The sequence below is a fragment of the Paraburkholderia phymatum STM815 genome (assembly GCF_000020045.1).
In the GTDB taxonomy this organism is placed as follows: domain Bacteria; phylum Pseudomonadota; class Gammaproteobacteria; order Burkholderiales; family Burkholderiaceae; genus Paraburkholderia; species Paraburkholderia phymatum.
Genome location: NC_010625.1, coordinates 1,769,299 through 1,782,992, shown reverse-complemented (window position 1 = coordinate 1,782,992; position 13,694 = coordinate 1,769,299). Strand labels below are relative to the sequence as shown.

The 13,694-nt window shown below is 61.4% G+C and carries 16 protein-coding genes and 1 pseudogene; 12 read left to right on the top strand and 5 right to left on the bottom strand.

What is annotated here, in order from left to right:
* Window positions 1–19: 19 nt before the first annotated feature.
* Window positions 20–1,075, top strand: coding sequence for a recombinase RecT (locus tag BPHY_RS35345; RefSeq protein ID WP_012406280.1), 1,056 nt, complete (start codon window positions 20–22; stop codon window positions 1,073–1,075).
* A 27-nt stretch (window positions 1,076–1,102) separates the two neighbouring features.
* Here BPHY_RS35345 and BPHY_RS42230 read toward each other — a convergent pair whose 3' ends face one another.
* Window positions 1,103–1,315, bottom strand: coding sequence for a hypothetical protein (locus BPHY_RS42230; protein WP_157686905.1), 213 nt, complete (start codon window positions 1,313–1,315; stop codon window positions 1,103–1,105).
* A gap of 161 nt (window positions 1,316–1,476) precedes the next feature.
* On the opposite strand from BPHY_RS42230, the gene BPHY_RS35335 reads away from it, so the two are divergent.
* The 7 genes from BPHY_RS35335 (at window position 1,477) to BPHY_RS40545 (ending at window position 5,797) form a co-directional block, all read left to right on the top strand.
* On the top strand, window positions 1,477–2,004 hold the full coding sequence (locus BPHY_RS35335; RefSeq protein ID WP_012406278.1) for a hypothetical protein: 528 nt from the start codon (window positions 1,477–1,479) through the stop codon (window positions 2,002–2,004).
* Between the two features lie 18 nt (window positions 2,005–2,022).
* Window positions 2,023–2,406 (top strand): hypothetical protein, encoded by a 384-nt coding sequence (locus tag BPHY_RS35330; protein WP_012406277.1) that lies wholly within the window; start codon window positions 2,023–2,025, stop codon window positions 2,404–2,406.
* A gap of 536 nt (window positions 2,407–2,942) precedes the next feature.
* A complete protein-coding gene (locus tag BPHY_RS35325) occupies window positions 2,943–4,262 on the top strand; it encodes a hypothetical protein (RefSeq protein ID WP_012406275.1) in 1,320 nt (439 codons plus the stop codon).
* A gap of 105 nt (window positions 4,263–4,367) precedes the next feature.
* Window positions 4,368–4,631, top strand: a complete 264-nt coding sequence (locus BPHY_RS35320; RefSeq protein ID WP_012406274.1) for a hypothetical protein — start codon at window positions 4,368–4,370, stop codon at window positions 4,629–4,631.
* A 73-nt stretch (window positions 4,632–4,704) separates the two neighbouring features.
* A complete protein-coding gene (locus tag BPHY_RS35315) occupies window positions 4,705–4,938 on the top strand; it encodes a hypothetical protein (protein WP_012406273.1) in 234 nt (77 codons plus the stop codon).
* A gap of 18 nt (window positions 4,939–4,956) precedes the next feature.
* A complete protein-coding gene (locus BPHY_RS42960; RefSeq protein WP_012406272.1) occupies window positions 4,957–5,307 on the top strand; it encodes a MerR family transcriptional regulator in 351 nt (116 codons plus the stop codon).
* A 190-nt stretch (window positions 5,308–5,497) separates the two neighbouring features.
* A complete protein-coding gene (locus tag BPHY_RS40545; RefSeq protein WP_012406271.1) occupies window positions 5,498–5,797 on the top strand; it encodes a hypothetical protein in 300 nt (99 codons plus the stop codon).
* 100 nt (window positions 5,798–5,897) lie between these two features.
* On the opposite strand, the gene BPHY_RS35305 is transcribed toward BPHY_RS40545, so the two are convergent.
* Window positions 5,898–6,941, bottom strand: coding sequence for a tyrosine-type recombinase/integrase (locus BPHY_RS35305; RefSeq protein WP_012406270.1), 1,044 nt, complete (start codon window positions 6,939–6,941; stop codon window positions 5,898–5,900).
* A gap of 166 nt (window positions 6,942–7,107) precedes the next feature.
* Between BPHY_RS35305 and BPHY_RS35300 the strand changes: the two are divergent.
* Window positions 7,108–8,364 (top strand): annotated as a pseudogene (locus BPHY_RS35300) (PhoX family protein); the annotation flags it as partial.
* 89 nt (window positions 8,365–8,453) lie between these two features.
* Here the strand turns inward: BPHY_RS35300 and BPHY_RS42810 are convergent.
* Window positions 8,454–8,597 (bottom strand): hypothetical protein, encoded by a 144-nt coding sequence (locus tag BPHY_RS42810; protein WP_167538902.1) that lies wholly within the window; start codon window positions 8,595–8,597, stop codon window positions 8,454–8,456.
* A 364-nt stretch (window positions 8,598–8,961) separates the two neighbouring features.
* Between BPHY_RS42810 and BPHY_RS35295 the strand changes: the two genes are divergently transcribed.
* The 3 genes from BPHY_RS35295 (at window position 8,962) to BPHY_RS35285 (ending at window position 12,679) form a co-directional block, all read left to right on the top strand.
* Window positions 8,962–9,195, top strand: coding sequence for a hypothetical protein (locus tag BPHY_RS35295; RefSeq protein ID WP_041765902.1), 234 nt, complete (start codon window positions 8,962–8,964; stop codon window positions 9,193–9,195).
* A gap of 276 nt (window positions 9,196–9,471) precedes the next feature.
* The gene (locus BPHY_RS35290) at window positions 9,472–11,556 is read left to right on the top strand and encodes a putative bifunctional diguanylate cyclase/phosphodiesterase (protein WP_012406268.1); all 2,085 of its coding nucleotides are present in this window, start codon (window positions 9,472–9,474) and stop codon (window positions 11,554–11,556) included.
* Window positions 11,557–11,968: 412 nt separating this feature from the next.
* Window positions 11,969–12,679 (top strand): lysophospholipid acyltransferase family protein, encoded by a 711-nt coding sequence (locus BPHY_RS35285; protein WP_041765900.1) that lies wholly within the window; start codon window positions 11,969–11,971, stop codon window positions 12,677–12,679.
* Window positions 12,680–12,736: 57 nt separating this feature from the next.
* Here the strand turns inward: BPHY_RS35285 and BPHY_RS35280 are convergent, their stop codons facing one another.
* Together BPHY_RS35280 and BPHY_RS35275 are read right to left on the bottom strand one after the other, a co-directional pair.
* Entirely contained in the window at window positions 12,737–13,213 is a 477-nt protein-coding gene (locus BPHY_RS35280) for a hypothetical protein (protein ID WP_012406266.1), read from the bottom strand.
* A gap of 191 nt (window positions 13,214–13,404) precedes the next feature.
* Window positions 13,405–13,644: a hypothetical protein gene (locus tag BPHY_RS35275; RefSeq protein WP_012406265.1), complete on the bottom strand. Its 240-nt coding sequence runs from the start codon at window positions 13,642–13,644 to the stop codon at window positions 13,405–13,407.
* Between the last annotated feature and the right edge of the window lie 50 nt (window positions 13,645–13,694).

Here is a 13,694-nt window from a genome sequence, read left to right as displayed (position 1 = left end):
ATCAGGGAGAAAACACTACATGGCAACGACCAACATTAAAGACTTGAAGCCAAAGCCGCCCGTCGATCCGGCGACGCTCAAGCCGAAAGAACTGCTGGCGCACATGCTTGAGCGCAAGCGCAAGGACATTGCAGCGATGCTGCCGAGCGGCCCGCTGACGGTTGACCGGCTCTTTAAGCTCGCCATCGTCGCAGCGACGACGACGCCCGCGCTCGCGAAATGCGAGATTGCATCTGTGGTCGCGGCGGTCGGCTTCTGCGCACAGCTTGGGCTCGAACCCAATACGCCGCTCGGGCATGCGTACCTCGTGCCGTTCAACACGAAGCGCAAGGACGGCAACGGTAACGAATACTGGGTGAATAGCGTTCAGGTCATCATCGGGTATCGCGGCTATATCGAGCTTGCGCGCCGTAGCGGGCAAATCGTCAGCATCACCGCCCACGAGGTGCGTGAGAAAGACAAATTCACATACGCATACGGTCTGCGCGAAAAGCTCGACCATATTCCCGCGCGCGGTGATCGCGGCGAAATCATCGGGTTCTATGCGGTCGCGATGTTCAAGGGCGGCGGGCACGCGTTCGAATTTATGGACGTGGCGCAGATCAACGAAATTCGCGACGGCTCACAGGGCTGGCAGCAGGCGCAGAAGTACAAAAAGACCGCGACGCACCCTTGGCAAAAACACTTCGTCGAGATGGGTCGCAAGAGCGCCATTCGCCGCATCGCGAAGTTTCTCCCGCTCACGGTGCAACTCACACAGGCATTCGCCGCAGACGGTCGCACGATCAACGATGCGCCGCAGCTTAACGACCCGAACACCATCGACGGCGACTTTTCTTGGGTGCCCGATGGCGACGGCGACGACGAACTGGCCGCTGCTGCTGCTGCTGACCAGAACAGCGCAGGCGAGCCGGGCGACGGCGAGCAGAGCGCAGATGAGCAGCCCGGCGACGAGCCCGCAGGCAATGCACCGCCAGCGTTGCCCGACGCCGATCCGTTCGACGCTTCGCAGCAACCCGCGAACGCATCGAAAAAGGCAGCTGCCGATCCCGCATACGAGCGCCGGAAAGGCTAGGGAGCAGACATGACCACGCTCTCAGCGTCAGCAAGTTGTCAGGCGGGCCATGCTGTCGATAAAGGCGCACGCTCTCCCGTGACCGTATTCCAACGCCTCACCTTTCGACGCGAAATCCACTTTCTCAGGGAAGCTCGCAACCGGTGCAATCTGATCATCAAACGGGTAAATGAACCACAAGACCATGTAACGGCGGCGCAATCCGGTGAAGGAAAGAGAGAACGTGGTTTTCGCTTGCACGTCGATTCTGTATCCCCTGTATCGCGAACGCGGCATGGTGTCCTCTTCTCAAGCGAATACACGTGATACCCAGGCGCGCATCCCACATGCCCGAGTCTTACGCGAAGCGCTTCGAACAGCAACGCTGAAACCCCCTTCATTCATCACAGGGAGCACATCACATGAGCGATATCGCAAACGACGACGATGGAACGATCGACTTGAGCACCGAAACGATTGCGCGCGATCTGATCGGGATGCTGGTCGGCGAATTGAAGTTGCTGCCGGACATTTGGCCGCGCATCGGGCCCGACGAACAGGACGACATCATCGAGCGCGTTCGCAAGCGCGTGACGGACAACGTGCGCAAGGCCGTGCACCTGATCGCGAGCGAGGGGCGCGTGGTCGTGACGGGCGACCTCAAGAAAGTGACTTTCAGCGACAAGGTGGAAGCCGTTTTCACGCTCGGCAAAAACGATCCGAAAGCCGGTGAACTCACGCACGTGCAGGGCCAGCCCTGCCTGATCGTGGTGGCGTCGGCGGGCCAGCACATGCAGGGCGCAGACGAACTGGCGGCAGAGCGTCAGACGAGCATCCCAGGCCTCGACGATGACAGCGCCGCGAGCGCCATCATCAAACAGGCACAGCGCCGTTCAAAGAACCCGCCGAAGAGCGACGGCGAAGCACCGCCGCCCGACGCCGCCGAATAACTCACACAGGGGCCCGCCATGAATGGAAGCAGCACCAACCCGACAGACGACATTTTGCGGTTCGTCGATGAGGCGGGCGCTGGCGGCACCACTGCCGCCGTGCTCGTCACATTGAGCGGCCAGCCGATGAACCGCGTCAGCGCCGCACTCACCAACCTGACGTATGAGGGCGCAGTGCGTCGCGAAAAGATCGACGGCGTTTTTCATTACTGGTATCGGCGCGAGCGACCGCCGGCCGGTTCAGGCAAGCGCGGCAAGGGCTCGTCACCGAAAGCGAAAGACTATGCAACGTCCGATGTGCTGCTCACGCTGCCGCTCGGGCGTAATGAGTCGATCACGACGACGGTCGAAGGCGCTAAGGCGCTGTACCGGCATCTGCATGTTCTCTTCGGGAGCAAATGATGACGAATGCGCAATGCATTATTGCCACAAAAAGCATTGACGGTATTGAATCGATCGTTCGCGCGCGCGCCACATCACCGCGCACGTTTCACGAACTCCGCTGTGCCGTTGGCTTTGCGAACGATTTAAAGAGCGCTATTGGTGACCTGATAGACCGTGGAGTATTGCGCCGCTATGGCGTGCGTAATTCTTTCGAGTCTGGAATTGAAGAACTTTACATATGCGTTCCGCATTCTTAGAGCGCATTTAGCTATTCATCTGACGTAAACCCCCATGTGGCGGGGCTTTGCGGCGAGTTATGGATGTAGTTAAATCGGTAATTATTATGTACCATTGTTAAATCGTAAGGCGGAACGAATTACCGCGAATTAGCGCGAATTACCGCGAATAATTACGAATTAATAAGACGGCATAAGAGTCAATATCACACAACTCGCGAAACAATTTTTTACAGTTGGGAGCTTCTCAAAATGCGTCATCCGTATATGCGAATTAGCAGTCGGAGCAATGGTGCGTATAAACAGGAGAGTGAGGGTATGAACGGAAACCGTATTAGCTGGAAGCCGAACGAACAGACGGCGGTCGCGAACGAAGTGCACCGCATATGGCAGCGCGATCCCACCGTGCATATCGTCGCTGCCGTCGATCAGGCGCAGCGCATGGTGCTGGACGCTGATCGGCATCGCAATCTGCGCAATGCACGTCCGAACGAACTGCGTCCGTGGCTGGATCGCGAGCTTGAGCAGATCAAGGCAATCGCCGAGCGCCGCGCCGCTGCTGATTCGCTGTTCTCTGCGCTGCCGACCGCGAAAGATGTCGTGATGCTCGACGATGCAGCACCATCGAGCAGCGAGCCCGCAGCCATCGAGGCGCCTGCAATCGCTGACGCCGCAGCGACTGACGAAGCAGTGACCGACGAACCCGCGCCCGCGCCAAAGGCCCGCAAGACCATGACGCATTGGCGCGATCACGAACAGCGCGCCATCGTTGAGAAAGCGCTCGACCTGATGGAGCGCTGGCCCGATATCAAACTGCTTGAAGCGTTCCGCAAGGCACAGCCGCTAGTGATCGAGACCGAGCGCCAGCGCGATCTGGACACATGGGCGCGCGTGTCGAGGTGGGCCGAACCGCTCATCGAACTCGTCAAGCTCGACCGCCAGATTGCCGCCGCGCGCGAGCACGAAGAGCGCGAACGCATCGACCGCGAACGCGCCGAGCTTGCAGAACGCGAAGCCGCACAGCAAGCGCGCCGGGATGCAGAAGCGCGCGAGCGCGAAGAGCAGGAGGCAGCAGCGCAGCGCGCGTTCGACGAACGCGTGGAAGCCGAAGTGCAGACGCGCATGCACGCGCTACCGTTCGAATCGCTGATCCGTACGTTCGCTGTCAAGGTCGCACGTGAGGCCATCACCGCGTTTAGCGATGAGCTTCAATCGTCGATCATGTCGAGCGTCGTCACCGCCGCCACCGAAGCCGTGCAGCGCGCCGACACGACGCCGACCACCGACGAAGCCTCGCACCTTGTCGTGCGTCCGACGAATCGCTTGCCGCGCGTCGGCGTCGTCGGCCTGCTCAACCAGCAGGAGCAGGACATCGAGCGCGCGTTTAAAGGCCGCGTGTCGTTCGTGTTCGTCAAGTCACAGCACGAGGGCGGCAATGCGCACGGCGGGCACGGCATGCTCGAAAAGTGCCGCACGTGCGATCTGGTCATTTCCATGACCGATCACGTCGGCGCGGACGTGGCCGCATCGTCGAAGAAACTGCACGTGCCGTTCAAGGAAATTGGCGGCAAGGTGTCTGCGCTGAAAAGCTGGCTGAATGAATGGCTGGATGGCGGCATCGCACTCAAGGCCGCATAACGTCACCGCCGCACGCTAGTTCGAAAAGAATCAAGAAAAACACTTGATGCGTGCGCGCCCCCGGCCAAGGGTCGCGCATCAGCCGAACATACAGCGAGGTCAAACATGGAACCGCTTGTAACCGATGAGGGCTTTAACGCCCTCGTGGATAAGCTCGCGCTCACGCGCGACACATTGCAGACGCAGAACAGTACGGAGATGGCACAAACCGTCACCGAAGCCGTGCTGCTGCTCGTGAAAATGCACACGTTTCTGGCTATTCAGGAACGCATGCTCGAACTGCAATTCCTGCTCGTCGAACGCGCACAGCTTGAGCGCGACGAAGCGCTGGCACTAATCGCTGCCGTTACAGGAAGCACGCTGCAATGAGGTCGGTCTAGGGTTAAACGAAGCACAGCAGCGCACAGACGCTGTGTGCTTTGAACTGCCAAGGGAGCGGAAAATGAAAAAACGCGAAATGTATGGCAAACCGAACAATCTCACATGGGACAACGTGCTGGCAGTGCTGCGGGAAGATGAGATGCAAGGCTATACGAATGGGGAACTTGCGGAACTGCTCGGCGCTGACTACCAGCGCGTATCGAGCCTGACGCGGGTTATGTATGAGTCGGGAGCACTGTCGCGCGTCCACTCGGGGCGCATGACGGGTACGACCTACTATTTTTTGCCACTATAACGAACGGAGCAATACACAATGTCACCCACAAACGAAGCAGACGACGAACACAGCCCCAGAGAATCGCCCACGTCAGTCGAGGGTCTACTCACCGCAGCAGACCTTGCGGCGCGGCTCGGGCTGACGCTCGCGACGGTACGCCGCTATGCGTCGATGCCGGGCAAGCTGCCCCCGCGCGTGACGTGGACTCGAAAGCAGCGCTGGCACCCGCATACGGTGGACGAATGGGCGAAGGCGCAGGACGGTCTGACGACGTTCGATGAGCAGATGCGCAAGGCGCGCGAAGCGGGCGCAGCGAAGGCGGTCGAGCGTGCGCGCCGCGTCCCTCGCCTCGGTCGTCCGCGCGGCAAGCGTCAGAAAGTCGCCTGACGCCCGCGCGTCGTCGGACGTACAGATGCAGCGCTGACGACGCGCGGAGCGAATCGCGCATTAGCAGCCACGGCGCGCCAGCCCCGCAGCCGCGCTGTCTGATGCGCGTAAGCCGCAAATTCCGGGGTCGGACGGGTACGGTCGTAGGCGTTAGAATGCACGCAGGGAAAACTCCAACTCTGGGTGTTGAATGTCAGTGACTCACATTCGTCCAGTTTCGAACTATGAGAACTGTTTGCATGTCGGCGGTGAGCATGAATTTCGGATAACTGTTGATGAAATGCCCGCGCTGGAAGGGATGGTTACGCCGGGTAATACGGTGTGTATCCCTTATGACGAAGCGCACATGCCCCCAACTGACGGAACGTGGCATCGGATCGCCCGAATCCTCGGCGGCAAAGGTACTACTTTTCGCTATTCGCTGACTCCGGAGGGCGTGTATCGAGTGCAGTGCACCATTCCCGGCGTCGACACAGGGAAAGCCGAGTAACTGCGCGTAGCCGCGTAGCCTGGCAGATTCTTTAAATCCTGCGCAGCCGAAGAAAGAAAAACCCCGCATTACGCGGGGTTTTTTTCTCGTCCCGAGTCGTTCAGTCGTCGTCGAGTTGCTCGGCGAGTTCACGCGTCGTCGGGTTGAAGTAGATTTTCAGTGAGCGCAGATCACGATGGCCTGTGATGCTTGCGAGCCACAACGGGTCTTTCACTCTCTTTGCCAGATTGGTCGTCGCCTCATGTCGGCAATCGTGTATGCGAACGTTGATGCCCGTCGCTTTCTGGCACTTATAGAACGCGTTACCAAACGTGTGATAGGTAATTCCGATAACGCGGTCCTCGGGTTTTCCTTCGGTCAGACTGTCGAGCAGCGCAAGTGCCTTTTTGGTCAGCGGCACGTCGCGCGCCTCGTCGTTCTTCGTGTCGGGCAAATGTACGCCACGTTCGCCGCGATTGATGTCCGTCCAGCGCATGCGCATGAACTCGCCGCGACGCATAGCAGTTTCGAGGGCAAACAACACACTCCATGCCATCCATTGCCGAGCGTTCGCGGGGTCAGCGCCGGGCACGTATCCGCTCCAGTCGAGCAGCTTACGCATATCGTCATCGCGGACGCGCACGCTGCGACCGCGCGGCGCTCTCGGTCGGTCCACCTCCTTGCATGGATTCACGGTAAACGGCGCTTTCCATTTTTTGATCGCGTGCCGAAAGACGCCGGAAAGGCAGCCGAGGTCGCGGATCACGGTCAATGCAGAAACTGGCGCGTGATCCTTGCTTCCGCGCATGCGCGCATCCCGAACGGCTTCAATGTCCGTCGAGCTAAATTCGACGATGGTCTTATCGAACACGGAATAGCGATCCAGCAGCGTGCCCAATCGGTTTCGCTCTGCGTAGCTACCTTTTTTGGTCGTCGAGACTTCGCGCATGTAGCGCGCGATGAGGTCGCGGACAGTCGTTCTTGGCGTAATGTCCCCGCCCTCAATCGCTGCGCCGCCTGCAATGCGTGTCTCGATTGCGATGGCCCACTGGTCAGCTTCCTCGCGCGTGCTGAATGTCTCGCTTGCGTAGTGCCCCTTACGACGGATGGTGGCGCGATAAGACTTGCTGCCGTCGCTGTTCTTCCGTTCCTGAAACGTTGCCATTTTCATCCCCTTTTTGGATAGGACTTTCGTCGGTGCTGCAAGGGGAGTGTGCAGACGGAAATTTGCACCATCAATTCGCGGTGGTACACGCTAATTCATGCTGTACAAACGGAAACTCAATAGCCACAAGCGTTTCCGGCTTGTTCGAGGGGAAAGCACTTAACTTCTGTCGAGCGAAGAATACGAGCCGGACGCAGCGACCATCGCGACGAACACGCAGTTCCAGGCGTATAGCCAGAACCTGTACGGCAGCTCATCGGCGGCGCGTCCGTATCACTATGGGCATCTGCCGGAAATCACGGTGAATCCCGACGGCACGGGCACCGTCAAGAAGCATTACTGCCTCGGCCGCATTTCGCACGAGCTGATTCAGGTGATGCCCGACAAGCGCACCGTGCTGATGGGCGACGACGCGACTAACGGCGGCCTCTTCATGTTCGTCGCCGACAACGAAGCGAACCTGTCGGCGGGCACGCTGTATGTGGCGAAGTGGACGCAAACATCGTCGGCGGGCGCCGGCTCTGCGACGCTCACGTGGCTCAGTCTTGGCCACGCGACCAGCGACGAAATCGAGGCGCTCGCCAACACGCTGACGATCACGGACATCATGGACATCGTCACCGACGAAGCGAACCCGCCCGTCGATCCAACCTACACGCGGATTCACTTCGGCGGCAAGTTCAACTGGATTCGCATCAAGCCGGGCATGGAAAAAGCGGCTGCGTTTCTCGAAACCCATCGCTACGCCGCGCTGCGCGGCGCGAGCATGGGCTTCACGAAGCTCGAAGGCACGACGGTCAACGCGAAAGACAGGATCCTGTATTCGGCGATGTCGCAGATCACGTCGTCGATGGTGCGCGGCAACGCGCATTCGACGGACATTGCGCTCGACAAGGGCATTTCGTCGGGTGCCGTCTACGCGTTGAACATGAAAGCCGGACAGAGCGACCTGGGCGGCGCGGCCATCAACAGCGAATGGGTGCCCGTCGACATGAGCGCGCCCGCGGCACTGGTCGGCGAAGACCTGTCGACGGCGGATAGCCTCGGCAACACGGCGAACGCCGACAAGATCGCGAATCCCGACAACATCAAGTTCTCCGAGAAACTGCGCACGCTCTTTATCGGCGAAGACAGCGGCATGCACGTGAACAACTTCCTGTGGGCGTACAACGTCGACACGAAGACGCTGTCGCGCATTCTGTCGTGTCCGGCGGGTGCGGAGTCGACGGGGCTGCATGCCGTCGACGAAATCAACGGCTGGACGTACATCATGAGCAATTTCCAGCACGCGGGCGACTGGACGAGTTTGCACGCGAAGGTGCAGACGACGCTCGATCCCCTCGTGCGCGCCAACTACAAGGATCGCTTCGGCTCGGCGGTCGGCTACCTGACGGCGGACCCGACCTCGATCAAGCTCGCATAACGGCAACGCTGGCGGCGAACCCGACGGGTCTCGTCGCGGCGAACTGGATGACGCTTCGGGCTGGACGAAAGGCTCGGTTCACGGGCGGTTCATGGACCCCGCCAAGGAGGTTTTTTTGTATCGGCGCAAGCTTTCTTGCAGCGCCGGTACTCCTTGTGCCATTCGGCGATCTTCGCTGCGACGCTCGCCAGAATGCCGAGCGCTCCAATCGTTTCTACGAAAGCGGAAAGCATGGGTGTCTCCTGGTTCCGAGGCGAAGGCGACGGCTCGCGAGTGCAGACTAAGTCCGCTACGTGCCCGTCGCAATCTGGAACTTCCAAAGCCAGAATTCGCCATCGCCGAAGCGTGGTGTTCGCGCGCCGGCAATCAGAAGGACGATTGATGCTGTTTGAATTGAAGCGCGCGCCGATACCGGCGCCCCGCTGAAGGTATTTCCTCACCTCGTCTTTCACGCGCGCGTGCAAGCCGCTTCCGGCTGTCAGTATTGACGCCGATGCGGCGCAAGCACCGTGCGCGTGCCCGACGCGCCGCCGACCAATCGACAGCTTCGGCGGCGCGGTCAAACAACGCTGAGCGCGCCGAAAAGGATTCGGCCACGTGGAAGAGTTTTTCGTATCGAGAGCAAGCGCCGTCGAGCGCGTGATCCTCGCCCGGCGTGCGCTCATCAGGGAGATGGAAGACGCGAGCGCGGGCGCATTCGCACTCAGCCAGGGGCCTTCGCTGCTCGACAGGCTCGAGCAACTGCTGTTCGACGTTCGTGCGGGGCGCGTATCCGATTTCATCATGCCCTCGCTGAGCAGCAACGTGCGCATACTCGTCATGACCGGCTAGCGCGCTGCGCCGCGCGGCTTCGCCGGTCCGCCGGAGCGCGAAATCAGAAATAGAAACGCGAGATCGCGGACTACACCGAATACCGGAATCCGGCCAGTGGGGCGCATCCGAACGCAATCGTAAAACCGAGCGGACCCTCGCAATTTGACATTCGGCACTTAACATTTACGGTCAGCGGTCGATAAACCGTACTTCACTGACCTCTTTCCGCAGATAACGGACTGCTTCATTCATCGAAGTCCGGCAAGCGGTCGAGAGAACATTCTGGGGGCTCCTATGTTACAGGGCAGCTACAACAGTCTCCTCGTGCTGTTCTCGCTCCTTGTCGCGGTGCTGGCTGCGTACACGTCGCTCGAAATGGCAGGCCGCATCACGACGGCGACCGGCCGGACCGCGCGCCTGTGGCTGACGGGCGGCGCGTTCGCGATGGGACTGGGTATCTGGTCGATGCACTTCATCGGCATGCTCGCCTTCAGCCTGCCGATCCGGCTCGGCTACGATCCCCTCGTCACGCTGCTGTCGCTGTCGATCGCCGTCGCGTCGTCGGCGTTCGCGCTCTGGCTCGTGTGTCAGCAGACGCTGCCCGCCGGACGGCTCGTGGGCGGCGCGGTGCTGATGGGTCTGGGCGTCGCGGGCATGCACTACACGGGCATGGCGGCGCTGCGCATGGAGCCCGGCATCGTCTACGACGTGCCGCTGTTCGCGCTGTCGATCGTCATTGCCGTCGCCGCTTCCGGTGTCGCGTTGAAGACGGCGTTCAGCCTGCGTCACAACTCGCGCCGCATGCGGCCGCTGCGGGCGGGCGCCGCGATCGTGATGGGTCTCGCGATCGTCGGCATGCACTACACAGGTATGTCCGCCGCGGGATTTCCGGCGGGAAGCCTGTGCACGGCAGCGACGGAAGGTGTGAACGGCACATGGCTCGCTCTTCTCATCATTGTCGTGACGCTGGCGGTGACGGCCGTCGCGCTGACTATTTCGCTGCTCGAAGATCTGCGCCTCGAAACGGAGAACGCGGCGCTCACCCGTTCGCTCGCGGAGGCGAACCAGGAACTCGGCTATCTGGCTTTGCACGACGCGTTGACCAAGCTGCCGAACCGCGTCTTGCTGGAGGGCCGGCTCGAAGAAGCCCTGGCCCGCGCGCGCTCGGACGGCGGCGAATTCGCGCTGATGTTCATGGATCTCGACGGCTTCAAGGTAGTCAACGACGCCTACGGCCATCAGGTCGGCGACCGACTGCTGGTGCAGGTAGCCGAACGGCTCGCATCGGCCGTGCGCGGAAACGACACGCTGGCGCGCGTCGGCGGCGACGAGTTCGTGCTGCTCGTTCCCGACGAGGGCCGCGCGGGGGCGACGATCATTGCGGGTCGGTTGCTCGCGGCCATCGGCGCGCCGTTCGATGTGGACGGCCACGACTTGCGGATTTCAACCAGCATCGGCATCGCGATGTGTCCAGCCGACGGCGCGCTGGTGCACGACGCGCTGATGCACGCCGACGCCGCGATGTATCACGCGAAGTCGATGGGCCGCAACGCGCATTGCTTCTTCGACGCGTCGATGAACGAGAACATGCAGTGCCAGCTGCAACTCACGCAGGATCTGCGCGCGGCCCTCGAGCGCAACGAACTGGTGTTGCACTATCAGCCGCAATTCGCCGCGCCGGACGGACCGATCACGGGCGTCGAGGCGCTGGTGCGCTGGGCGCATCCGAAGCGGGGCATGATCGGCCCCGACGAATTTATTCCGCTCGCCGAAAAAACCGGGCTGATCGTGCCGATCGGCGAATGGGTGCTCGACGAAGCGTGCCGTCAGGTCCGCGAATGGCTCGATACGGGCGCGTGCGACTGGAACGTCGCCGTCAACCTGTCGCCTGTGCAGTTCAGCCACCCGCAACTGACGGCGCTGGTGCGCGACACGCTCGCGCGGCATCGCGTCGATCCGCGTCACCTGACGATCGAGGTGACCGAGTCGGCCGCAATGCGCGACGTCGAGGCAAGTCTGCGCATTTTGCAAGCGCTGCACGAGATGGGCGTGCGCATCTCCATCGACGATTTCGGCACCGGCTACTCGAGCCTGATGTACCTGAAGCGGCTGCCCGCGAGCGAACTCAAGATCGACCGCGGCTTCGTGCGCGAGCTGGCGCACGACGCGGAGGATGCCGCTATCGTGTCGTCCGTCGTCGCGCTGGGGCATACGCTCGGGATCGATATCGTGGCGGAAGGCGTCGAGACCGCGACGCAGAAGGAGTTTCTGACGCGGCTTGGCTGCAATTCGCTGCAAGGCTACCTGCTCGGACGACCGGTTCCGGCCGCGGACCTGGGCGCGCTGTCGCGGGAGCCTGCGCGGGCGAGCGTGTCGTGACACCCGCGTCGGCGCAGCGATGTGTTGCGCGGAGGCCGAAACGGCCAGCGTCTTTCGTCTGAATGTTCGGTTCGCCACATAGCCGCACGCGCGGGTCGGAGATACTCTGCTTGCGCACGGGGGAAGTTTGCGCGGTAGGCGATAATTCGAAAGAGGCGAAGGGTTGAACGGTCGGCAAAGTGCGAGCGCCACGCGGCGCGAACCTTTGCCGAATGTCTAGCCTTCCGGCGCCATCAGGCGACCAGGGCCTTCAAAACTACAGCATCGACGCCGGCTTTGGCCGGCGTTTTCTTTTTTGGCGCGCCGCGCGAGGGTCGGGTCTCGCTGCAGAGATGTTGGATGCGTTTTTTTCATCGCCGGTACTATCTGGGTTTGGCTTGCGCCTTCTCACTTTTCGTCGATGCCTCACACCATGCGCGCAGTTCTCGTCAAATGGCTTTTCATCGTGTATCTGCTGGGCAGCGGGACGCTCTGGTCCACGGTGATGCTGCTGCTGTATCCGTTCATCAGCCGGTCGGCGCGTTACCGGCTGGCGGCGCTATGGTGCCGGGCGCTCGTTGCCGTGATGCGTGGGGCGTTCGGCATTCGCTGCACGATCGAGGGCCTTGAGCATCTACCGCACGAACCGTCGATCATTCTCTGCCGCCACGAGTCGACGTGGGAAACGCTCGCCTTCCTCGCGCTCTTTCCGCGCCGGATCAGCTTCGTGTTCAAGCAAGATCTGTTGAGCATCCCGTTCTTCGGCTGGGTGCTGAAAGGACTCGACATGGTCAGCCTGGATCGCGGTTCACCGCGTCAGGCGCACGTTGCCGTGACGCGCGAAGCGGCCGGGCGGCTCGCGAAGGGCGATATGGTGGTGATCTTTCCAGAAGGCACGCGGGTGCCGCACGACGCGCCCGTGAAGCTCACCTCGGGCGGCGTGCGTCTCGCCTGTGCGACGGGCGCACTGATCGTGCCCGTCGTTCACAACGCGGGCAAGGTATGGCCCGCAAAAGGATGGCCGACGGGGGCAGGGCATATCCGCGTGGTGGTCGGGCCTACGCTGTCGCCTGTCGAGCGCTCGCCGCAGGAGCTCAGCCATCAGGTGCACGACTGGATGCAGGCGGAACTGCACAAGCTGTAGGTCTGGTCTGGCGCCTTCTCACGCACCGTGGCAGGCGCGTTGCGCCACGCGCCGCAGTCAGGCGGGGACGGCGTGCGCCAGTTGCTGCTCGGTGCGCATCAACCCTTCGATCATCCGGGCTTCGGCCTTCGCGATGTCTTCCAGCGATGCAACGGCGAGCTGGCGCTCGAACGCATCGAGCGCGATGGTCAGCCACGCGTAGTTGTCGCCTTCGACAGTCCACTTGCCGCTCGTCCTTTCGCTTGCGTCGATGTCGGTCATCGCGATCTGTGCTTCGGCGATATCTTCGATTGCATCGGGCACATGACCGATGCGGCTCAGTTCTTCGGCCACTAGCAGTTGCCGGCCGAGCGTCGTGAACAGTTCGCGCGAACCCTGGCCGCGCCGGAACGCATCGAGACTCGCGTACGCCTGCAGCAGCATGGCCCGCGTGATCGGCTCGTGCGCTGCGCGGCTGAACGTCAGCGCACGCAGTAGCGGCGACATGGCGGGAGAGGGGCGGGTCTGCTTGCGGTTCTTCGACTTGTGCGACATGGTGATGTACCTCTTTTCTTCATTTCCGGCGCAGACAATCGGCTTGTTGGCGCGCGAAAAAAGGTGCCGCCGATGCTCTGGCGGCACGACAGGGGATCAATGACAAGCCTGCGAACGGATAATGAGCCGCGACAATTAAGACAGACTTAAATTGCGAGCACCGTTTGAACGCTGCGCGCGGCTTGCCTGTATTACTGGTACTGCGCGTGGATCGCCTGACGTTGAGCGGCCTGTTCTTCGGCGTGCTTTTTCGCAAGATGACGTCCGACGATGCAACCGCCTACTGCGCCGACGACGGCATGATGCCCCGCATAGTGGCCCGCGACGCCGCCGACCACGGCTCCCTTGATGCAGCCTGCTGCGTGCGCCGTTCCGCTGACGCCGACAATGAGCGCTGCGGCGGCGAGTGTGGCTTTCCCGAAAGCTGTCATGCTGTTATCCGATGGTTTTTGATCGAACCGATGTTGCACCGGCGCGTTCG